At 36.8% G+C, this 22230-nt stretch carries 19 protein-coding genes; all 19 read right to left on the bottom strand.

Annotated features, from left to right (window positions below):
• Nucleotides 1-25: 25 nt before the first annotated feature.
• Nucleotides 26-1156 (bottom strand): type II secretion system F family protein, encoded by a 1131-nt coding sequence (locus ACFSTE_RS14845; RefSeq protein ID WP_176027051.1) that lies wholly within the window; start codon nucleotides 1154-1156, stop codon nucleotides 26-28.
• Nucleotides 1146-1628, bottom strand: a complete 483-nt coding sequence (locus tag ACFSTE_RS14840) for a type II secretion system protein (protein WP_378253648.1) — start codon at nucleotides 1626-1628, stop codon at nucleotides 1146-1148. The genes ACFSTE_RS14845 and ACFSTE_RS14840 overlap by 11 nt, the downstream gene beginning before the upstream one ends.
• Nucleotides 1625-1939, bottom strand: coding sequence for a hypothetical protein (locus ACFSTE_RS14835; protein ID WP_176027053.1), 315 nt, complete (start codon nucleotides 1937-1939; stop codon nucleotides 1625-1627). Before ACFSTE_RS14835 ends, ACFSTE_RS14840 begins: the two co-directional genes overlap by 4 nt.
• Complete coding sequence (locus ACFSTE_RS14830) at nucleotides 1927-3204, bottom strand: hypothetical protein (RefSeq protein WP_378253646.1); 1278 nt, start codon at nucleotides 3202-3204, stop codon at nucleotides 1927-1929. The genes ACFSTE_RS14835 and ACFSTE_RS14830 overlap by 13 nt, the downstream gene beginning before the upstream one ends.
• A gap of 4 nt (nucleotides 3205-3208) precedes the next feature.
• Complete coding sequence (locus ACFSTE_RS14825; RefSeq protein WP_176027055.1) at nucleotides 3209-3679, bottom strand: hypothetical protein; 471 nt, start codon at nucleotides 3677-3679, stop codon at nucleotides 3209-3211.
• A gap of 8 nt (nucleotides 3680-3687) precedes the next feature.
• A complete protein-coding gene (locus ACFSTE_RS14820) occupies nucleotides 3688-4620 on the bottom strand; it encodes a hypothetical protein (RefSeq protein WP_378298227.1) in 933 nt (310 codons plus the stop codon).
• Between the two features lie 7 nt (nucleotides 4621-4627).
• Nucleotides 4628-5293 (bottom strand): hypothetical protein, encoded by a 666-nt coding sequence (locus ACFSTE_RS14815; protein WP_378298225.1) that lies wholly within the window; start codon nucleotides 5291-5293, stop codon nucleotides 4628-4630.
• 352 nt (nucleotides 5294-5645) lie between these two features.
• A complete protein-coding gene (locus ACFSTE_RS14810) occupies nucleotides 5646-6680 on the bottom strand; it encodes a hypothetical protein (protein WP_378253639.1) in 1035 nt (344 codons plus the stop codon).
• Nucleotides 6681-6889: 209 nt separating this feature from the next.
• The gene (locus tag ACFSTE_RS14805) at nucleotides 6890-9310 is read right to left on the bottom strand and encodes a DUF3160 domain-containing protein (RefSeq protein ID WP_378253637.1); all 2421 of its coding nucleotides are present in this window, start codon (nucleotides 9308-9310) and stop codon (nucleotides 6890-6892) included.
• Nucleotides 9311-9473: 163 nt separating this feature from the next.
• Nucleotides 9474-10949, bottom strand: coding sequence for a CapA family protein (locus ACFSTE_RS14800; protein ID WP_378253635.1), 1476 nt, complete (start codon nucleotides 10947-10949; stop codon nucleotides 9474-9476).
• A gap of 16 nt (nucleotides 10950-10965) precedes the next feature.
• Nucleotides 10966-12144 (bottom strand): AIR synthase related protein, encoded by a 1179-nt coding sequence (locus tag ACFSTE_RS14795; RefSeq protein ID WP_176027061.1) that lies wholly within the window; start codon nucleotides 12142-12144, stop codon nucleotides 10966-10968.
• 95 nt (nucleotides 12145-12239) lie between these two features.
• A complete protein-coding gene (locus tag ACFSTE_RS14790) occupies nucleotides 12240-13793 on the bottom strand; it encodes a carboxypeptidase regulatory-like domain-containing protein (RefSeq protein ID WP_378298223.1) in 1554 nt (517 codons plus the stop codon).
• A 3-nt stretch (nucleotides 13794-13796) separates the two neighbouring features.
• Entirely contained in the window at nucleotides 13797-15227 is a 1431-nt protein-coding gene (locus ACFSTE_RS14785) for a CsgG/HfaB family protein (protein WP_378253631.1), read from the bottom strand.
• A 6-nt stretch (nucleotides 15228-15233) separates the two neighbouring features.
• Nucleotides 15234-15638: a curli production assembly/transport component CsgF gene (locus tag ACFSTE_RS14780; RefSeq protein ID WP_176027064.1), complete on the bottom strand. Its 405-nt coding sequence runs from the start codon at nucleotides 15636-15638 to the stop codon at nucleotides 15234-15236.
• A 107-nt stretch (nucleotides 15639-15745) separates the two neighbouring features.
• The gene (locus ACFSTE_RS14775; protein ID WP_176027065.1) at nucleotides 15746-16474 is read right to left on the bottom strand and encodes a CsgE family curli-type amyloid fiber assembly protein; all 729 of its coding nucleotides are present in this window, start codon (nucleotides 16472-16474) and stop codon (nucleotides 15746-15748) included.
• Nucleotides 16475-16486: 12 nt separating this feature from the next.
• Nucleotides 16487-16978, bottom strand: a complete 492-nt coding sequence (locus ACFSTE_RS14770) for a hypothetical protein (protein WP_176027066.1) — start codon at nucleotides 16976-16978, stop codon at nucleotides 16487-16489.
• A 175-nt stretch (nucleotides 16979-17153) separates the two neighbouring features.
• Nucleotides 17154-18332, bottom strand: coding sequence for a hypothetical protein (locus ACFSTE_RS14765; protein ID WP_176027067.1), 1179 nt, complete (start codon nucleotides 18330-18332; stop codon nucleotides 17154-17156).
• A gap of 340 nt (nucleotides 18333-18672) precedes the next feature.
• Nucleotides 18673-20859, bottom strand: coding sequence for a glutamine synthetase III family protein (locus tag ACFSTE_RS14760; RefSeq protein WP_378253628.1), 2187 nt, complete (start codon nucleotides 20857-20859; stop codon nucleotides 18673-18675).
• A gap of 405 nt (nucleotides 20860-21264) precedes the next feature.
• Nucleotides 21265-22221, bottom strand: coding sequence for a calcium/sodium antiporter (locus ACFSTE_RS14755; RefSeq protein WP_378253626.1), 957 nt, complete (start codon nucleotides 22219-22221; stop codon nucleotides 21265-21267).
• Between the last annotated feature and the right edge of the window lie 9 nt (nucleotides 22222-22230).

Here is a 22230-nt window from a genome sequence, read left to right as displayed (position 1 = left end):
TTCTATTGCTTTTTCTATTATTTTTTTATCCTATCACACTACTAAGCCTAAACATTGGCAGATACATCGCTACCAGTATAACTCCTACAATAAGACCTACTAACAGGGTCAGTATCGGATTTAAAACATTAGCAATAAGCTGAGACTGATGTTTCACCTGTTGATTAAACTGTTCTTTTAATCGTGCGAAAATAAATTCCGTTTGATTGGTTTCTTCTGCTACCCGGATAAGAGCAATCATTTTTTTATCAAAAATGGGATTTTTAGCAAATGCAGCACTCATTTTATCTCCTGTAATGATTGCATTACGAGTGTTTTCCAAACCGTTTTGCAATGGATAGAAATTAATCATATTTTTCACCAGCTCCAGACTATCTACCATCGGTACTCTTGCCGAGGTTAATAAAGAAAGGGCTTGCGTACATTGTGCCAGGTAAATCTTTCGAAAGTAGGCTCCCAAAATCGGGATTTTTAGCAAAAAAGTACCCCAGGCTTTTCTAAACCAGGGTTGTTTTGCGATATAAGAACTGCCTAAAATCAATACAATACCCCCTCCAATAATATACCCTCCGTAACTACCAATCATATCCGAAAACCGTATGATCATTTTGGTAATTCCGGGGAGTGCTACTTTGTTTTGCTTAAAAATATCTACAAACATGGGAACGACATAACGGAGCATAAACATAATGACAAGAAGAGCAGTGCATAATACAATCACCGGATATGTCAATGCAGAAACGATTTCTCTTTTCAGGTCATTTTTTCGCTTGTAAAAATCAGAGAGCTCCTGAGTAATTTGTGCCAACTGCCCTGTCTGTTCCCCTATTCGAATGGCATAATACTCATAGTCCGTAAAGTGTTTGTTTTCTTGTAATATTGTAGAAAAAGATTGCCCTGCTATCAGCGGATCAACAAGGGATTGTAACAATTGTTTCTCCTTTTCTTTTTTTCTGGTCTCCGTTAATAATTCTAATCCACTCTTCAGGTCAATTCCCGATTTTAGAAGCACATGTAACTCTGAATACCATTCTTCTTTTTTCTTATTGTTAAAAGAGCTCCCAAATAAAGTAATCTCCCTGGTCAATACTTCAGAGAGTTCAAAAGAAGTGTTCTTTCGTTCCTGTTGGTTATGTGGTTGTATTTTAATTCCCATAAGCAAAGTGAATCGATGGATCATTATATCTGAAGATAAAGCTGCGGTGTAAATTCGTTGTACGATTAAAATGCAATCGGATTGCATCTATTTCTCCTTCAGCTACGGTCTTTCCCTGAAAATACAGCTGTATACTATCTATCTGAATAACATAGGTTTTTATATCAGATCGAATACTATCTTTATAGAACTTATAATTTTGTGTAGTCAGAGGACTACGCAATGTCAATTGCTGTTCCAAGGCATTCCAATAGGATGCAGTACAGCTGTGAAAACCAATTGTCAATGCGGTTTCTAATGACTGAATCTCCGTACGGTATTCATAATTGGTTTGAATAGCATACATGTTTTTTTGTACCAGACGAAGAATCATAAACGACAACCCGGTAATAATAGCAGTAATTGCCAATACCACCATAATTTCGGTAAGTGTCATCGCCTGTACTTTATGTTTTCGTATCCACAGACTCATCGGATAATTTCTTTTTTATATAATTTTTCACCTTCTCTTTGAGAAGTAATCACAGTAAGATGTTTTTTTTTCTCTATTGTGATTTCCCACTGTCCAAAATCCTCTATATATGGAATTTTAATCTGATCGTGTATCAGAAAATACTCTAGTTCTTTGATTCGGTTATCAATAGCACTTTTATCTGCACGTATATGATTAGAGAACACTGTATTAAAACTAAGACTCGCAATCATAAATACAATAATGATTAACACAGAAGCTGTTAGTGTTTCTATCAAAGTGGCGGCTTTTATTTTCTTTAATACAACCATTTTGCTACTGTTTTTTTAGTATCTGCCATCGGTAGCCCTGCATAATCCGGTATGGGGTTCCGCAGAATACGAGCTTCATAAATATGATTGAGGTACAATGACCCTTGCTGATTCGCTATAAATTGCAGCGCATAGAGTCTTCCTTTTAAAACTCCCTGAAAATCAACATTTCCCTGACAATAAATCCCTCCTGTTATAAGGGTTTCCGGCTTGATCAGCATATGTGTTTTTACCCGTTCTTTTTCATGCAGCTTTTTTTTGAGATACAGCAGCACTCCTTCAACCTGTACTTTTGAATCAATCACCATATCAATTTGATTGCGTATATCTGCACGAGTGGTTGTTGCTTTTATATGGTTAGTAGCTGAAAGAATGACAGAAGAAGGATATTGCAGGTGACACTTTTTGCCTATCTGAAGCTTTTTAGTTGCTAATAAGTGCATCCTTCCACGGACTTGTTCTCTTAATTCTATAACCGGAGCTATTAATAACACATCTTGCAATATAGCGCTGGAGTAAACTATAATTTTTGTATCCGATTTAATGATAATATTCCCTGTTATTTCTACAGCTTCCAGGTGAATAGTTTCAGGTGCATATATCCACTTTTGCGGCTGTTCAAAACTATGCTGCATTTTTGGTCGTAATGGAATGATCTCTGAAGTATCTTCCGGAACTTGCGTGGTGAGTGAGCTTATATAGTACAACCAGCTACTGTCCAGTGTAGGAAGTGTTTTCTTACTTTTTAGCAATCGTCCATCATACAGTTGCCTTCCTTGATAATATTTTCCTCCGATATTCCCTGCTTTGATTCCGTATTCAGAAAGATACAAATTCCCCTCTAATCGCGTATTGCCAATAACTACCAAAGGCGTATTGGATTTCGGAAGATACAGATTGGGAGTTTCAGGAATCAGCCTGCTTCCAGATAATGCCGTGCGGATATATTTTTTTTGAGGAAGCTCAGTAACAGCTGTTATTTTTGTCCAGCCTCCGTAAAAGGAATTGCTGATTTTCACTTCTTGATTTTCTATAAAAAAGTGAAGGCTATCCGTCACAGAAGATGGTGATTCTGAAGTGGCAAGAAAATTTCGAATGGCAGTAGCAGGAATGGTTACTCCGTTTATGAGTTCTTTGGATTTAATAGCAAAAAAAGAATGTACATGCGTCAATAAAAGGAAGGCACTTAGCAGCAACGCTACCAATACCGATACCAGTAACGCAAACTGCATTGCCTGTGCTTTTATTTTTATATTTCTTTTCAATTAACTATAAAAGATTAAACTGTTTTGTTTTCCCTTGGTATCGCAATCGTATATAAGTCGCAGTTCCTTTAAGTACTGTTACCGCTGCTTCAGATTGATTTTTTTTGATTAGATATTCTGTACCATTAATTTCTAATAGAAAAACAGCATCTGCGGTATTTTGATTACTTACTCGTCCTTTATACCGAATCGATGGCCATATAATGGGTGGTTTTTGAGATACAACTGAAGGTTTCTTTACTTCTTTTCTTCTAGCTATCTTATACGCTTTGCCTAAAAATGGATCTCTGGAAATCGTATGGATAGAAAAGGGAGCGCGTTCTTTGGTTTTAATCGTTGCCATAGTAATGGTTGTCGGATCTGCTATCACCGGGTCGTCTTCTGAAAAGGCATCAACTACCTGATAGATAATAGCTCCCCAAATAAAAGCTACTACAGGAAATAAAATATACAGTCCTTTTTTTCCTTTTAACATACTAGTGCCTAATTGATTGTAAATGTAAACGTATTACTGGCTTCTCCCTGATTCCCCGCCTTATCAAAAGCCTTAACTCTCCAGAAATAGGTAGTACCCGCATCCAGGGGTACTTCTGCGGGACTACCCGCTTGTTCTTTACGAACTAATTGCGTCAATGCTTCATCACTATAGACAAAGAGTGTATCTACTTCCCCGGTTCCGGCAACAGCTTCTCTGGTCCATGAAAAACTCACAGTAGCATCTGATAAAACCGATTCATTAGCAGGGGTTACCAAGACAGGTTTTTTTGGGTTTTTCGTATCTGTAACAATAGATCGTTTGCTATATAGCGTACTTTGTGTACTATTTTCTGCCCGAACCTGCCAAAAGCTTTCTCCTTCTGGAAACGTGAGTTGTATGCTTGTTTCTTCTGTAGTTTGTTCTGCAAGAACCTTATCATTAGTATCCAATATCTGAATTCGATATAAACTTGCTCCATTGACTGATTGCCATTGCATGGCTGTGGCAGTAACATTAGTAATTTTATTATCTACCGGAGTGATCAGCTGTACTTCTCTGGCTGAAAAATCCTCATTCTCTTTTAAAGTAAATCTAGCTTGAGAGAAAGCAGTCTTGGAACCTGAATTCATTCCCTGTACCCGCCATTGATAATCGCTTTTTACTAATGTTGTCCGGTAATTGGTCGTACTCACAGTAGTATCTGTTACAATCTGAGTTGCATTCTCGAAATTAGGTTTTGCGATTTGCAATCGATAAGAAGTTGCCTGATCTACAGCATTCCAGCTAAAGTTAACCGCTGTACTTTCTACCACAGAACTATCTTTGGGAGCAATTAATAAAATGGTTTCTCCCGAGATATCTTCTTCAAATAAAATTTCTTCACAACTGACACACAGAAACAGAAAAGGAAATATTAAAAATAGGATATACTTATTCATAGAAGGTTTATAATTTTAAATAATTTATTTTTTCTGCTGCTTTGCCAGCATCGTTATAGGTGTTTTTCGGGCAAGATCGGTTTTCCTCTGTAAGGCTAAAAATGCTGATTTGATTTTTATCATTTTGTCCCCAGCAGAAATAAGAAAGACCATACCCAAAAATAGTCGCTTTGGAAAAATCAATGGTTTTATAGATTTTTCCTTGTTTCGCTAAGGATAATGTATATTGTTTATATTGACTATTCGTTAAAAATACCGCTTCAGCTTTTGTAATCTCATCTTGTAAAGAAGCGGTTATCACCATAGAAACAGTACTGACAATCCCTGTATTTTTTTGCGTTTTGAGATAAGAAATTGTTTCCTGATTTGCTTCTTTTTGCAATGCTGATATTGCAGTAATATGATCCAGCAAACGAAGTTGAAGAAAAGTGGGTTTATCCGAAATAGAATCCACATAATTAATTACTTCTTGCTCTTTTTTTACCTGCTGAAGATATGCTTTATAAGTTCTGGAAGAAAAGTCCTCAACTTCAACTCCAACTCGAATTGGCGTCTGGTAAACAGGAAGGGCCGTCTCTCTGAAATTAGCCTGGAATACCGTTCCTGAATGTATGCCCAGAACTCCTAAGGCAATAGGAGTGGCATCTGTAGTATGCATCTTTGTTGTACTCACTATGAGCCCCTTACAGGAAACTAATAAAATGACAAAACAGCTAATAGCAATATAGGAGGATTGTTTCATTATTAATACTGGTATTTCAAATAAATAAGTCGTCAAATATAAAAAGAAGCAGGTAAACGATATGAAAAAGTGGTTTATTATTCATTGCAACTACAGAAATTAAAGCTGTTATAATAATTACATCTTATACCTTTTACTACTTAAATCTACTCAGTAAAAACAACAATTACGATTTTGGTATGCAAATCACTTCCTGTAAAAAAAACAGCTACATCGCTGTAACTGGTTCTTCTTATATTTATTTACTTTTATTGCTTACTCATAAATTAGAAAAGGCATCTCTTTAATTTTTCAACAACATTTTCTCTAACCGTTCTATCCTACTCTCTAATTTTTTATTTTTTTGCTTTTGTTCATTAATACGATGTTCTTGCGCTATAGTATAAAGAGTAAGCTCTTCTATTTTTTCTAATAGTTTCATATTCATAATTCCTAAACTAACTCCATCTTTTTCTAAGACCTTTGCAGAAGGTATATTAGGCAAATGCCCGTTTTTTCTTATGTAATTTTGAACCTCTGGAATACTTAGTAAGTTATATTCTTTCTTAAACACATAATCGGGAGCAGGTATGCTTAGATCTATTTTTACTTCTTTGGCATGTATTTTCCCATTTACGCTTAATTTAGAATCAGGATTATTAGTTCCTATTCCAATATTACCAAATTCATTTATAATCATCCTAGCAATTGGGGTAATAACCTCTCTTTCCATTGTGTTTTTCTTTTCAGTATAAAATAAAATCTTACCCCATGAAGCTCTTACTCCAGCATATCCATAATTACTTGTATGTGTATAAGGAGTATATATTTTATTATGATTACCCCCATCTTGCTGAAATGCCATATTCGTTCCAAATAAAGCATTTCCTCCTGAAGACCCAGAAACTATAGCTCCAAAATGGCTTCCTACTACTAATTGTGCATATGGGTTTGTTACACGAATACCCATTCCTATGTTACCATTACCATTTATTATCATATTGGTATTATGATTATTAACCCTAAATCTCAAAAGATTAGAGGCGTGCTCATACTGCATTCCTCCTAAGTAATTATCATTAGAATCTGAAAATGCGTAATACCCATTCTTAGAATTGGTCGTTAAGAGGTTGATCATTGCATGATCATCATCTTCTATAGTTAGATCTGACATATAATGATTTTCTCCATTTGTTTCTCCATTAGAAATATGGAGTTTTGAGATAGGGTTCAGTGTACCAATTCCAACATTATTATTATCTGGAAAAACATTCGTAGCTTGTCCCAAAAGCATGTTTATCCAAAGGTATAAAAATGTACCCAAATATATTTTTTTCATAAACAAGGTTTTAACAAAATAATCTATTTGAATACAAAAGTAAAAACAAAAGAAACTAACTAATAATCATTAAACAGAATAATTTCTGTAGTTGCAGTAAATATTTTTTTTATTAGAATAGTTAAACACTATGAAAAGTAGTTCTCCTATTTTTACTATTCTCAATCATACAACCAACACCTTTAGCTTTCCTAAATGTTCTTTTTTTCCTACTCTTCTCCATAGGTATCTCCCATCAGCGCATAACTCGGTTTGGTTTCCAAAGGTTTTGCAGGGGTAATCAAAGTATTACGAATCCACCGAGGACGTTTGGGATTAGTTTTGAGTTTCTCCTGCCAATCCATATCAGTCATAGGGGATGGAGATAAAAATTCATAATAACTAAAAACTGCTCCTCTGGTAATATAATAGCTACCATTAATCTCAGCGACCACATACACCTCATCAGCATGACCAGTTCCTGCTTCTAAAAATTGTTTGTAATTATATACATCGGCAACTACTGCCATATCTGCTTCCTGTTTAGGGAGGTGATCTGTTTTAAAAATACGGAATAAAATACGCTCCATTCTGGCACCAATCCAGGAGAGTTCTATAAATTCTTTTTCGGTTACTTTTTCTTTTTTCAATTGTTTTTTACTCACATTCAACAGGAGATTTGCCAAATCTTCTAATTCCTCATTTATAAAACGCAAATGATCTGTATAAACAGCCGCTTCCTGCAAAATTTCTTTTTCCAGTTTTAGTAATGCCAGGGCATGCTCCCAAAACTTAATATTAGGTTCTACGTAACTCAGATGCTGTGGTGGTGGCGGTCCTCCTCCCTGTCCTCCCTGAGCTGCAAAAGCTGGTTCTGAGTATAGAATCAAATCGTGTTTTAAGGTTGCCCATGCAGCTAATGAAGTGGAAACATTTTTAGTTTTCCAGAAATCTGTCTGCATAAAACCAGGATAATTACTATCTGATTTATTCATTTGCAATAACAACTGCATGGTTTTGGTATATAAATTCTTATCCCAATCTGAATAAGCTGCAAATACCTGCTGTAAAGAATCTACCTTCTCTGGATAAGCTTCCCAGGTAGTTTCATCTTTATATACTCCTTCTATTATATGGGATGCCTTTTGATTCCCTAATACAGAAAAAACATCCAATCCTCTGGGATACGGGCGTTTGGATTTTACTCCATCTACATGAACCAACTTCATAAAAATAGCAGCATCCATACTATAACGTCCTGAAGTAAACAATACATTCATTCTGTTTTTATCTGCCGTTTGGGCTTGTATTTTATTGACTTCCCGCTTTTTTAATGCCGCAATCAACTCCTTTTTTACTGACCTGGTATACATTTCCTTACGCTCTATTCCTTTATACAACGTATCTAATACCTCTATAACAGTTCCTATTGACAGGTTATCTTCTTCTCCTGCCATCATACTTATCAGCGAATTAAATCGGGTATAATCCTTCATCAATGCACGATCAGACCGTATCATATCAGCTAGTAATAATACCGCATCAAATCGTTGTTTTTCATCCAGAAAAAAGGGAGCGTAATTCAGCCATTTGATTCCGGTAAAATATTTCTTAAGCGCCTCGCTCTTGGTATAGTTTCCCCTTGGAGTAAATTGTTGGTAGTCTGTCATCCCATTAGAAATTCCCAAAAAATCTGATCGGTTTCCCGAATGATTTTGAATTTTCTCTACTTCCTCCTTATAAAAGGATTGCATTTCTTCGGGGACTTCTTTTTCCTCTCCTGTCAATGCTGTACTACCAATAGCAATATAAGTGGTCAGATATGCCGCTGCCGCTCGTTCTTGTTTATGCGCTGATTCTTTATACACTGTATAAGATTGCGTATACAAGGTATTGAGCATCGTACGCATCATTGGAATAAACTGTTCTTCTTCTACATGCTTTAGTATGCCACTAAAGTACTTATGCAATAACTGCAAATATGAATCAGTTGTGACAAAATTGGGAATATATTGATAGTGATTATAATCATATAGGTGAAACATTTGTTTATGTCCTCCCGGAATAATACAGGCATTCGTATTCTCTAAAGAACGTTGAATACTCCCTCCCAGGTTTTTAAATTGAGAGGTATTCAACACCTGATTAAATGCGATAAATGTATGCCCATTCTTTTCTACAAACGGTTGTTTTTTAAGTGTCTCTTCAGCTTCTTTTACTTTGGTAACAAAGCGTTTTTCTTTAGAGGTTAATTTTACTTTGAAATCCGGTACATCAAAAATAGGTTGATACCATTCATATTGCATAAAGTGTCCCCTGGCAATTGCATCCTCAAACAGATACCCCTTTCTGGCAAATAATTCATTTCTCAGAATGCGAAGTTCATCCAGTGTTTTTCCTTTTAGAGAAATATCAAAATCAAAAGGTTCCGGGTAGATTCGCTCGGGGTACCATTCTTTGATAAAATCGATTTCGTAATAGGCTGCCAACTCTTCTTCAAAGGGGTCTGCTACCTCCGTTTTTTCTTCTAATCCGGGAACCATTTGCGCCTCCGGGTCTTCCTCTTCTACTCCTCCTTCTTTTTTTGTTAAAAAATAATAGCCTCCTCCTACGATGGCGGCTAATACAACAAAAAGAATTCCTTTTTTCATCTGTTTATTCTATAATTTTAAAAGATCAAATAAAATGTATTGAGATTATTTTAATCCAACTCCAAACATCACCTATTTCACATGGTCGTTTATTAGATTACTTGTTCACAATTACTTTTTAAAAAATTGCTATCGATGCCGCTTCTATTCTAAACACGAGAGATCACAAGGCATTAAAAAACTGAGTGGCTGTTGTTTCGTCTGCTCCTTTGAGCACAAAGCGATCCAGGGTAACTCCAAAATTTTTCCAATAGTACTTTCCTACCATAAAAGTATGATAAAATTCCAAAGAATACACATAGACTTTTCCCTCTTCTTCCACTAGTTTTACATCTTTTAGCTCATAGCTTAACTGAGACCCTAGCCATAGAGGTCGTATTTTTCCCTGATCCAGAGAAAAAGTAAATAGTCGTTTTGCTTTTTCCGGATGGTATTTGGTCGCCTTGACAATTCCCAAGACAATATCGGTTTTACCATCACCATTAATATCTCCTTTTTGAAGTGTGTACACCGGATAATCTAATCGTTTTTTATCTATTTCCTTTCCTGTAGTATCTATTACAGATAACCGATAGGCTTCTCTTGTTTTCATCCTGGAGACCCGAATTCTTCCCTGAAAATGAGCATCATCAATACGTACTTCCCATACATCTGTTGCTTTCTTCTTTTCTTGCAATAGCCATCCATTAGGAATCGGGCTAAGAGCTACCTTTTCAAACCAGCTATTTTTAGCTAATCTGGATATTTCTTCTTTACTGACAAAACTTGGCTTTCCTTTGTGCAACCGAATTGGATAAAATGCTAACTGACATAGGTGATTGTCCTGAATCTCCATCTGGAGAATCCCTCCGGTATTTGTTCCTGGACGTACTTGATCAAAGATCAAATTCCCCAGACTGTATATAATTGGCTTTCCTTTATAATAGGAGATCTGCTGTACGACATGTGGATGATGACCTATTACAATATCGACTTGATGATCTATCAGTTGTCGTGCAAGCATCGATTGTCTGGAGGTAGGTCGATGGGTGTACTCCATTCCCCAATGCACAATCACTACGATAACTTCTTTAGGATATTGCTGCCGGTAAGACTGAATACCTTGTAATAGTATTTCTTCTCTATCACATAGTACTCCGGTACTCCCTCCTACATCTGTATATGAAAAAACCCGTACTGTTGTATTTCCTTTTTGGAGAAGAACCGGATTACAACTCCCTCCTATAGGTATCACTCCTGCTTCCTGGAGATACCGTTGTGTTTCTCTTACTCCAATCGCCCCGTAATCCATGCTGTGATTATTCGCTATACCAGCATGGGTAACTCCCGCATTATACGCAGCTTTTGCCCACTCCGGGTCTCCTATAAATGTATATGTTTTGTTTTCAGGTTCCAGTACCCGTGAAGAAAGAACTCCTTCCATATTGATAATAGAAGCATCTTGCGTTTGATATAATGGAGCTATTTCACTAAAAAAATCCGATATACCGGTAATGGATGCTTGTTTCCGAATACCTCGATCCGGCATCAGGTCTCCTGAAACGGTAATAAAAATAGATTCCTCCTGATATTTTGAACAAGAAACAGCAAAAATTACCAAGAAAAATAGGCTTCTTCTACAAATGTCAGAAGGAATCATCTATGCGTTATACTACTTAGTATTCAAATGTTCCAAAAGGAGATTTGATCGTTAATTTTTTGGTATCAGCAGCTTCTACACGACCTATAATCTGCGCATCTACATCAAAACTTTTAGAAATTGCGATTATTTCTTCTGCAATTTCTGGCGCTACATATAATTCCATACGGTGCCCCATATTAAATACCTGATACATTTCTTTCCAGTCGGTTCCGGAATTTTCCTGAATCAATTTAAACAAAGGTGGCACTTCAAATAAATTATCTTTGATCACGTGCACATCCTCTACAAAATGTAATACTTTAGTCTGCGCACCTCCACTACAATGTACCATTCCATGAATGGTATCTTTTTTATAGGTTGCTACTATTTTTTTGATAATCGGAGCATAGGTTCTTGTCGGAGACAATACGAGTTTCCCTGCATCGAGAGGAGCTCCTTCTACAGTGTCCGTTAATTGTGTTTTTCCAGAATATACGAGTTCATCCGGCACGGCGGCATCATAACTCTCTGGATATTTCTCTGCCAGTACCTTACTAAATACATCATGTCGGGCAGAAGTAAGTCCGTTACTTCCCATTCCTCCATTGTACTCTTTCTCATAAGAAGCTTTCCCGAAAGATGCTAAACCTACGATTACATCTCCGGCTTGGATATTGGCATTATCAATAACATCCTCTCGTTTCATACGCGCTGTCACGGTAGAGTCAACAATAATTGTTCGTACCAAATCTCCTACATCTGCAGTCTCTCCTCCGGTAGAATGAATCGTTACTCCAAAACTCTTAAGCTCTTCCAATAATTCTTCTGTTCCATTAATTATCGCAGAAATTACTTCTCCAGGAATACGGTTTTTATTTCTTCCGATAGTAGAAGATAGCATGATATTATCGGTTGCTCCAACACATAATAAATCGTCAATATTCATAATCAATGCATCCTGTGCGATTCCTTTCCATACTGAAATATCTCCTGTTTCTTTCCAGTACATATATGCCAAAGAGGACTTAGTTCCTGCACCATCGGCATGCATAATCAAACAATAATCTTCATCTCCGGTCAGGTGATCAGGTACAATTTTACAAAATGCCTTGGGAAAAAGCCCTTTATCAATATTCTTAATGGCACTATGAACATCTTCTTTTGATGCTGAAACTCCACGCTGGGCGTATCGCTTACTAATTTCTTGACTCATTATTATGGGATTAAATGGCAAAGATAATGGAATTCAGCGGGCTGAAAAACTATCCTGTCAAAAAAGGTTTTTTATCGCTCAGCAGACTTTCCTTTTTATTCCCAATCTGCCATCGCAGCACCTTCTATCAATGTTTTCCTATTAGAAATATCGCCAATTTCCACAGTCTGAATATTTTTTACAGAGCGTCCGTCATTAGAGGTATTCACAAAAATAACTGCTGCTTCATTAGGAGAAAAACGGGCATCCAGGTCATTGGTTCCTGCTGGTTTTCCTGTCGATAATTCGACTGCTGTTCCATCTGCAATAGTATGTACAAAAAGTTTAGAATCCAATTGTCTGTATGTCACATGCTCAAAACCGGAAACATCTCTGCTATACAACACTTTGGTTCCGTCAACCGACAGATTTATACTGCCCGCAGCTCCAGGCATTCCGGTTAGAATTGTATCTTTTACCGCCCAGGAGGCATTGAGAGTAAAAATAGCTACCTCATATCCATTGACATCGTTTACTTTTACTACAGCCATATGAGTGGTATCATTATAATCTATTTCCGTAATCAGTTTTCCATCTCCGGTTTTGTACAATTGCTGCACTCCGCTCCCATCTGTTTTTATTCGATACAGTTTATCCTGACTAGGGAATAACAAAGTGGCTCCTCTGGAACTCCAGGAAAAATCTACCTCTTCTAAATTAAACCCTGAAACAGGTACCGTAGTGGTTACCTGCCTGGTATCAGAACCGTCTTCTTTCATGGTAAACAGTTGAATTTTCCCTCCTACCGACTGTAAAAAAGCTATGCTTCCTGTATGTGCACTTCGTCTGGGACGAAAACTGTTCTTATCCAATGCTGTTAACCGCACTTCATTTTCTCCGTTTTCATCTGCTGAATAAATCACACTATTACCATTTACAAGTCGGGTATATAAAATCCGATTATCTGGTGCTACCCCTGTCTCAAAAGAAAAGGTTTCACTATAAACGGGATCATTAATATCATCTGAGGAGGTCACCTGCCAGAAATATTTAATTCCATATCCCAGACCTGATAACACATAGGTAGTATCGCTTATATTTTCAAAAACTTCTACCGAGCTGTTTTCATCATTTTTTAAGGTAACGGTATAGGTCAATTCATCTGCATCCGGATCTTTTCCGATCCAGGTTAATGTCACTTCTACCGGAGCTGCTGTGGTGTTATCTTTTGGAGAGACCAGCATCGCCGCTTCTGGAGGGCGATTCCCTGCTGTTTCTTCTTCCATTTCTACCACTACTTCTACTGCTTTGTCCTTTACTACAGAGACCGGAGTAAATTTAGTCAACAATCCTTCTCGTTGCGTTGATAATGAATATTCTCCAATGGCTACATTTTCTATCTTGTAGAATCCTTTTTCATCTGTAAAAACAGTACTCGAACTGGGGTTGGTAGAAACTTTTACATTTTCCAACGGTTCATTACTTCCTTTTTCTACAATACGCCCCTTAATACTTCCTACTCCTTCCAGCTCAATAGTATCCTCACTACAAGCTAACAAACTTCCTAAAAACAGCAGCATTATTCCTGCTCCCAACGATCGCAAATGGTATCGTCTCCACAACATAAGCATCTTGTTTATCAAAAGGGTTATTTTATTGTCAGTTTTCATCCTTTATTTCTTCTTTTGATTATCGACTGAGGTTTCTTTTTTTATCTTTTTTTTGTGTTCTTTTTTCTTAAACAAACGATCAAAGTACCAGTTGACTCCCACAGAAAAGGTAAAATATTGATCATCTCTTTTTCCCTGCACAACATTATCCAGTTCATCACTCATTACCAGATTATGGGTCGCATCGACCTGAACTCCTACAGTATCAGATAGCAAGTATTCTATCCCTGCCCCATACTGAAATTTAAACAGTGTCTTCTCGAATTCGTCATTACTCACCATCCCGGCTCCTCCAAAAAGGAATGGGGTAAACGACTCGAAGGGCAATAAAATTACTTCTGTAGAAAGATTAACCGCATTAAGTCCTTCTACAAAAGCTGCTCCATTGCTCAAGTCCATTTTCTGTACACTCAAGTTCATATTGAGGTAGGGGTTTAGAAACCATTTTCCCCCTAATTCGGTGGTATATGTAAGTTCTGCATCAGCATAATCTCCACTAATCAATGCCCCTCCTACCTTAGCTGTTATTGCTGCTTTTCCCCGTCTTTCTTTAAAATAACGATCATACAACCGGGTATTTGCTGCTGTTTCCTTTTCTGCATGATATTCTGCAACCCAGGTATCGATAGCAGCTGTATCTCCTTTTGCTTTCCACAGCTTATCTTCTACCCCTTCGACAATCAAAGAATTTACTGCTTTTTCTATAGCTTCTGTAACAGCTAACTGTGCTGGTTCATTACGGGTATATCCGGTTTCTGCTTCTAACAGCCGCTTAAAATTAACATATCTAAAAAAATTGGCACTTAACGATTGTGACAAGATGGTTTTAGACACATATACTGTTTTCAGAATTTTCCCACTGGAAGTTGATACCGCCCTCAGGTATACTGTGATTCTATCTTGTCGGTATTGGGTTGCTCCTCCAATTCCAAAATAACGAGCTCCCAGACCTCCGGTAACGATATTAGAATCATATGATACAATTCCTCCTTCCAGAATGATCCCTGCGTATAGCAGAGGAGGTAATTGCGGCTCATTAGGGTTCTTTGTTTTTCGGTATTCTTTTCTGGTGGAACGAATGATATTTCGCTCATTGAGCAAATTGCTCAGGTTTTCTCTTTCTATAGGAACAAACCACTTAGAATCTTCCAGGGCTTTTATCAAAATGGTAGTTGCTCCCTGAGTTACTGCTGTACTAAAGGTACTTCCGTTTTCTGTAGGTTTATATTGTCCAGTTTGATCTCTGAATTTATAGACTCCTACAACAATAGGTTCTACCGGCTGCGGAGCTTTTTGTAATTTTTTGGTAACTGAAGTCTGTTCGCCTAATCGTGCTTCCTGCACGGAGAAAGGTTGGCTAAAATAACTGCCGCATCCTGTTAAAGATAAAACAATACCCAACAGTATGCCTGCTAAATGAAATGATCTGCGCATTCGTATCTAATTAGGTATTATTACTTGTGAACGGTCTCCGGTACTGGTATCGAGAATATCGACCACCAGTCCATCTGCTGATGGGAATATTTCTATATACAAGGTGCCAAATGTATAGGTTCCTTCTCTTAGTCCATCTTTTCCGAACTGCTCCTGAAACAGGGATCTGGAAATCTGACCTAATACCTGATTGTTTAGGTTTTGAGTGAATCTTTCTATATCTGATTCTTCTCCCCTGGAACGTTCTGCGTCCTTAAAAGTATTTTGGGCTTCGGCTGAACTGAGCAGCCACTGGTAGTTAAAAGTATCTCCACCAAAAGCCGGATTAATGGGTTTGTACACTAAATCTTGTCCGTATCCCAGTAATGTCATAAAGCATACAAGAACAAAGATTAAACTTTTTATTTTCATGTGTTTATACTGTTGTTATCAATGTCACAAAACGTACCGATCATCCTGCTATCTGCGAACAAACTACATATGGACCGTTTTAAACAAATACTATAGACTACTTCCTCTCAATATTGAAAAATAGCCTTTTTTTGGTTTCTGGCGTCCTTAAAATATTTGTACACTTTTCGGATAGCGACTCGTGACATTTCTTCTAAATATTCCAAATCTGGTTTCCCTAAAAACTCATGTAAGACGGTTTCTTCTATTTTCACCTGAATAATGGTACTTCTTCCAAAGCTCAATGTCTCATAAATTCCTACAACTTTATTGCCATTAATCTGATTCATCAGATAGGATTGATAGAAAAAATCATAGAAATCTTTTCCCGGTTTTGTTTTGGTTTCTTCTATCACAATTCCTTTTAGTTCAATACCATCTTCCGGTTCCTTCGGATCATCTGTTAATCTGCTTACTTTGTCCGGGGCTTCATTAAAAGCGACCCGGTCTTTTCCTATAATCCGATCTTCATCGTAGATCAGTACTAAAATGACAACTTTATTTGTTTCATCATTCGCTACAATAGCATTAGAAAGTACAATACTCTCATTTGCTTTTACTGTAAAGCGACCTTCTTTTACATTTTTGGTTAATACATTGTTCTCATCTGTAGTAAAAATGCTAAAAGAAAATCGCAAACTCTTATAGATCTCAGAAGTGTTGGTTGCGATGGCTGTTATTTGAGTCGCATCAGCAACCGCTTCTTGTTTTAAGGCTGCTACTACTTCGTTATTGGCATACTGTGTCCATCCTGATGCAGTCATCAATAATGCGCACAATATCCCTATACATTTCATGTCCTGACAGCTTTAAAAATTACGTATGATAATGGTTTTATCAGTTCCTGTCATTTTTACCTTCATATCTTTGGACAATGAATTACTTCCATATCGTCTGAATTTTAATTCACTTCCTTGCTGAAGGACTTCCGATTTTGTAACAAGACCTGCATTAAAACCTATTTCTTCAATAGAATTTCGGTTCCCCAACTGGGTCAATTCTTTTTCGGTTCTATCTGCTTGTTCTCGAATCGAGATATCATTTTCATTTCCTTTCTGAACGATGGAAATCAATGAGGAATTTGATTGTATATTGGACAAGATAGTGTTCTTATCTCCTATTTGCTGAATGAAAACCGCATTAGTCTGCTGACTATTTGTATACTGCCGCAATTGATCTGCCTGTGAAAACACAACAAAATCTCTATATGTTTGCTGTGTATCCGAGGAACTTTCTTCCTGCGCGACAAGAAAGTGTATACTAAAAAAGGGAATCATCCATAGTAACTGTGTTCTTTTCATGACAACGATCTTTATGATAAAATGAAACGAATACTAATTTTCTTTTTATACCATTATGTAGTGGGAAAAGGCATATTTCATATTATATACTCTTATATAATATGAAATATGCCAACACAACAATATGGTGTTTCTGCAATCTCAGGGATTACTGAAAACAATTACTGGTGTAGTATTATCCTCCTATCTGAGTAACTACAGCAGCGTTATTCTTTCCATTTTGCATGATTACACTTTGGTGAGAAACTCCGTTCTGACGAACTGTCGTCATGTTTCCTGTTCCTCTTTGTGTATCCTGAGCGATGTTTTCTATTCCTTCCTGAATGATGTCACTGAAGTTTGCTTCTCCGTTTTGTACAGATGTTGCTTTGTTATCATTTCCTAATTGTATCTGAGTAATCGTATTTTCTACTCCAAATACTCCTGTCATTCCTTCTTGCTTAGCTTCTGCTATATTTCCATTTCCGGATTGTCCTTGTGCAATATTGTTATTTCCTCCGAAATACTCTAAGTTTTGAGTACCAGATGCACTGTTTCCATCTCCAATCTGAACTTGAACTACGCTATTTCCTACTTCTTCATGCTGAGCGAAGGCGCTGTTTTCATTTCCTTCCTGAGTTTGCTCTACAATTCCTCCGGTAGCTTCAAAAGCACTGCTCCCCTGAATAGAAGTTGCTGTGTTTCCTCCTCCTATTTGTGTTTGAGTAGAAGAGTTTTCTTCTCCGAACTGAGTTCCTTCTGCTAAGTTTGCTTCACCGTTCTGAGTTTGCTCAGAATAGTTAATTGATCCAGATTGCTCAATCGTTACGGCATTAGATACACCTTCTTGCTGAGAAAGACTGAAGTTTTCTTCTCCATTCTGAGAAGCTACTGCAGAGTTTTCTGCTCCTAATTGATTCTGAGTTGCCTGATTGGCCGTTCCAGAGGTAAAGAATCCATACCCTTCTTGCGAAATGGTAGCAGTATTGTCCTGTCCTTCCTGATTTTGATTTGCGACATTATCGCCTCCAAAATGTACTAAGTTTTGAGTAACAGAAGCATTATTTCCCATTCCTAATTGTTCCTGTACTACCTGGTTATTGTCTTCCTCGTGTTTTGCAAAAGCGACATTTCTGATCCCTGTTTGCGTCTGTACAATACTTCCGTTTCTGGCAGTAAAAAGGTCGCTCCCTTGAACAGCCTCTGATGAGTTAGCTTCTCCTTCTTGAGTTACTAATGCCTCATTGGTTGCTCCAACCTGTGTAACGTTTGCTTTATTATCATCTCCAGTCTGACCGACATTACTAGAATTAGATTGTGCAAACATTGTAGTTGCGCCTAGTATAGCTACGGCGCTTAAAATCAACTTTTTCATGTGTGAATTATAATTAAAGGTTAAAAATTACAAGTAATATTACGCAACTATGACCACTAAAAACAGTCTGTTTTTATTGCAATAAAAAGCAAGTTCTTAATAAAAAAACATTTGGGGGGAGTCAAATATCTAAGGGTTTTGTCTTAATAGTAGTGTCGTTGACAATCTAAAATTATAAAATAATAACACACCTTTTTTAACATTCTCAAAAAATTCGATGAAATACCCAACGAAAAAAAGTCGTAAAACTTGTGTTCTACGACTTTTAAAAGGTTTCTCAAGGATGTTAATCTTTTACTAATTTATCATAATTTTTCTTAACTAGTAAGCGCTTTCCTACTTATCTTGTAAATAATAATTCACGATATTTAGTCAGTGGCCATAATTCATCATCGACCAACAGCTCTAATTTATCACAGCTATATCGAATTTCATCAAACAACGGTTTTACCCTATTACAGTAATCCGCAGCTTTTTGTTCCGTATCTTCCAATGCATTTGCTTTCTTACGTTCTTGGGTCATTTCATTTACTTTGGCATTGATAACACTAATATGGTGAGAGATTTCTTCTATAATATCTAATTGCTCTTTTCCATATTTTTTAAAGTCTGCTCCGTATAATTCTTTTAAACCGGTAACATTGCTGATCAACATATTCTGATACTTAATCGCAGTAGGAATCACATGGTTTCTTGCGATATCTCCCAGTACACGTCCTTCGATCTGAATACGCATTACATATTCTTCGATTTCAATTTCATAGCGTGCTTCTGCCTCTACCTTATTCATCACTCCCATTTGCTCGAATAATTCCAGGTTTTTCTTAGCTACTTTTGCTTTTAGTGCTTCCGGAGTTGTCTTATTATTGCTTAATCCTCTTTTTTTAGCCTCTTTTTCCCATGCTTCTCCATATCCATTTCCTTCGAATAAAATATTCTTGGAATGCTTGATATATTCCCTAAGGATATTAAAAATCGCTTCGTCTTTCTTAAGGTCTTTAGCCTCGATTAAAGCATCTACTTCTTTCTTAAAGTCTACCAATTGTTTTGCTACAATTGTATTAAGAATTGTCATTGGGTTTGCACAGTTTGCCGTTGACCCTACTGCTCTAAACTCAAATTTATTTCCTGTAAAAGCAAATGGAGAGGTTCTGTTTCTATCTGTATTATCTAATAAGATTTCAGGAATTTTCCCTACCACATTTAGCTTTAGATCTGTTTTTTCTTTTGGAGACAACTTTCCATCGGTTACTCCTTCTAGTTCTTTTAAGACAGCTGTTAACTGCTCTCCTATAAATACGGACATGATTGCCGGTGGGGCTTCATTAGCTCCTAATCTATGATCATTACTCGCAGAAGCTATTCCCGCTCTCATCAGCTCTTCATTATCGTGAATTGCCTTGATGGTATTGATAAAAAATGTCAAGAACTGCAGATTGCTCATAGGTGTTTTTCCCGGACCTAATAAGTTTACTCCTGTATTTGTTGACAAGGACCAGTTATTGTGTTTTCCTGACCCGTTCACCCCTGCAAAAGGTTTTTCATGTAACAAAACCTTGAAGTTATGCTTAGCAGCTACTTTCCCCATAATATCCATAACTAATGAGTTATGATCTACTGCCAGATTAGTTTCTTCATAAATAGGTGCCAATTCGAACTGGTTCGGCGCTACCTCATTATGTCTTGTTTTTACAGGAATTCCCAACAACATACATTCTTTTTCCAGGTCACTCATAAATGCCAACGCTCTATTAGGAATACTTCCAAAATAGTGGTCATCCAATTGCTGTCCTTTTGCTGAAGCATGTCCTAATAATGTTCTTCCTGCCATAACGATGTCTGGTCTGGAATCTGCCAATGCGCGATCAATCAGGAAATATTCTTGTTCCCATCCTAATGATGCGTTTACTTTTTTTACATTCTTATCGAAGTATTTTGCTACATCAGCCGCTGCATGATCTACAGCTTGTAAAGCTCTTAATAAAGGTGTTTTATAATCTAACGCTTCTCCGGTATAGGCTACAAATACTGTAGGTATACATAAGGTTGTTCCATATATAAAAGCAGGAGATGTCGGATCCCATGCAGTATACCCTCTTGCTTCAAATGTATTTCTAATTCCTCCATTTGGAAAAGAAGAAGCATCTGGTTCTTGCTGTACTAATTGTCCTCCTCCAAACTTCTCAATAGCTTGTCCATTCCCAATAGTCTCAAAAAAAGCATCGTGCTTTTCTGCAGTAGCTCCTGTCAATGGCTGAAACCAGTGTGTATAGTGCGTTACTCCTTTAGACAACGCCCAATCTTTCATTGCCGAAGCAATCTGATCTGCAATTCTTCTGTCGATTTTTGATCCGTTTTCTGTAGCATCAATAACACTATTATATGCATCTTTTGTAAGATACTGTAACATGGTTCCTTGATTAAATACATTCTGACCAAATAATGATGAACGTCGCTCTTCTTCAGTTACTACTACTGTTTTACGACCTATTGCTTCTTTTAAGGCATGAAATCTAAGTGTTGACATAATTGAGTTTTTGCTGCAAATATATAATTAAAAACAGAAACACCCCTAAAAAAATAAGGGTCAACCATTAATTTTACAATAAAAACATTTTACACCCCCTATTTTTAATAATATCTTAATCCAAAATGATATTTTGTTTTAGTTCTTATAAATATCTTTAAACTCAGGTATCGTTTTATTTTTTTTAAGTACAAACCCAACTTCTAATTAATATAAAGACACAAAAAAAGCATGTACTGATATACATGCTCTTGTAACTTTTTATACTTTCCAAAGACGATTCTTAGGAACTGCTTCTTTCGCAGCCTTATCTCCAGATACTATTATTCATATGGTTTTTATCTTATAATTAAAATAGGACCAAGCCTTAAGATTCATTATTAATAATTAGAGATCCAAGGTGGTTTATTTCACAAAAACCAAGGCTACAAAAATACAATAAGCCGCAAAGATCAATAACCCTTTAGGACGACTTAATTCCATTTTTTTAGGAATAAAAGCTAAGGGCAATAACACGATCGCAAAACCAAGCATCCAAAAAATATTCACGTCAATCAATGCTGCATCTTTTACTTCTATAGGCTGAATCAAAGCTGTAATCCCTAATACAGATGCTATATTAAAGATATTGGACCCTATCAGGTTTCCCAAGGAAATGGCTTTCTCTTGTTTTAATGCAGCAATAACAGAAGCTGCCAATTCGGGGACACTGGTCCCTACTGCTATTAATGTCACAGCAATGACTCCTTCACTAACCCCCATGCTTTGTGCTATTTCCTTAGCCCCATCAACCAGCAACTCAGCCCCATAAAACAATGCAACTGCTCCTATTAATAGCCATATGACAATTTTAAAATTTGATACTTGCCGTAACGCATCATCAACTTCTTCTACTTCTTCCTCTCCTCCTGACTTTCTTGCTCTTTTGATCAACAAATACAAATAGGTAACCAGAGAGGCTAATAATATACCTCCTTCTAACAGAGATAAAACCCCATCATTATTAAGAAATACATATAATGCCAGTGATAATAACACCATCACAGGCCAATTAAACTTGTAGAAGTCTTTATCGATTGCCAAGGGACCAATCAGCGCAGTAATCCCTAATACTAATCCTATATTGGCAATATTAGAACCGATTACATTTCCTAACGACATATCTGACAATCCATCTAATGCAGCCTGTATACTTACTAATAATTCCGGTGCCGAGGTCGCAAAAGACACAACCGTCAATCCAATAACCATTTTGGACAATTGTAATTTAAAAGACAACGCAACTGAGGTTCGCACTAAAAATTCGCCTCCCACAACCAGAAGAACCAATCCTATAATGACATATAAAATACTTCCTAACATAGTAACTAA

The organism is Aquimarina hainanensis (assembly GCF_042684685.1).
Lineage (GTDB): Bacteria > Bacteroidota > Bacteroidia > Flavobacteriales > Flavobacteriaceae > Aquimarina > Aquimarina hainanensis.
This window is presented reverse-complemented; position numbering and strand designations above follow the sequence as displayed.

Excerpts from the sequence above, each read along its gene's own strand:
- ACFSTE_RS14845 (WP_176027051.1), bottom strand. The coding sequence starts at position 1,156 with ATGGGAATTAAAATACAACCACATAACCAACAGGAACGAAAGAACACT.
- ACFSTE_RS14840 (WP_378253648.1), bottom strand. The coding sequence starts at position 1,628 with ATGAGTCTGTGGATACGAAAACATAAAGTACAGGCGATGACACTTACC.
- ACFSTE_RS14835 (WP_176027053.1), bottom strand. The coding sequence starts at position 1,939 with ATGGTTGTATTAAAGAAAATAAAAGCCGCCACTTTGATAGAAACACTA.
- ACFSTE_RS14825 (WP_176027055.1), bottom strand. The coding sequence starts at position 3,679 with ATGTTAAAAGGAAAAAAAGGACTGTATATTTTATTTCCTGTAGTAGCT.
- ACFSTE_RS14820 (WP_378298227.1), bottom strand. The coding sequence starts at position 4,620 with ATGAATAAGTATATCCTATTTTTAATATTTCCTTTTCTGTTTCTGTGT.
- ACFSTE_RS14810 (WP_378253639.1), bottom strand. The coding sequence starts at position 6,680 with ATGAAAAAAATATATTTGGGTACATTTTTATACCTTTGGATAAACATG.
- ACFSTE_RS14805 (WP_378253637.1), bottom strand. The coding sequence starts at position 9,310 with ATGAAAAAAGGAATTCTTTTTGTTGTATTAGCCGCCATCGTAGGAGGA.
- ACFSTE_RS14800 (WP_378253635.1), bottom strand. The coding sequence starts at position 10,949 with ATGATTCCTTCTGACATTTGTAGAAGAAGCCTATTTTTCTTGGTAATT.
- ACFSTE_RS14795 (WP_176027061.1), bottom strand. The coding sequence starts at position 12,144 with ATGAGTCAAGAAATTAGTAAGCGATACGCCCAGCGTGGAGTTTCAGCA.
- ACFSTE_RS14790 (WP_378298223.1), bottom strand. The coding sequence starts at position 13,793 with ATGAAAACTGACAATAAAATAACCCTTTTGATAAACAAGATGCTTATG.
- ACFSTE_RS14785 (WP_378253631.1), bottom strand. The coding sequence starts at position 15,227 with ATGCGCAGATCATTTCATTTAGCAGGCATACTGTTGGGTATTGTTTTA.
- ACFSTE_RS14780 (WP_176027064.1), bottom strand. The coding sequence starts at position 15,638 with ATGAAAATAAAAAGTTTAATCTTTGTTCTTGTATGCTTTATGACATTA.
- ACFSTE_RS14775 (WP_176027065.1), bottom strand. The coding sequence starts at position 16,474 with ATGAAATGTATAGGGATATTGTGCGCATTATTGATGACTGCATCAGGA.
- ACFSTE_RS14770 (WP_176027066.1), bottom strand. The coding sequence starts at position 16,978 with ATGAAAAGAACACAGTTACTATGGATGATTCCCTTTTTTAGTATACAC.
- ACFSTE_RS14765 (WP_176027067.1), bottom strand. The coding sequence starts at position 18,332 with ATGAAAAAGTTGATTTTAAGCGCCGTAGCTATACTAGGCGCAACTACA.
- ACFSTE_RS14760 (WP_378253628.1), bottom strand. The coding sequence starts at position 20,859 with ATGTCAACACTTAGATTTCATGCCTTAAAAGAAGCAATAGGTCGTAAA.
- ACFSTE_RS14755 (WP_378253626.1), bottom strand. The coding sequence starts at position 22,221 with ATGTTAGGAAGTATTTTATATGTCATTATAGGATTGGTTCTTCTGGTT.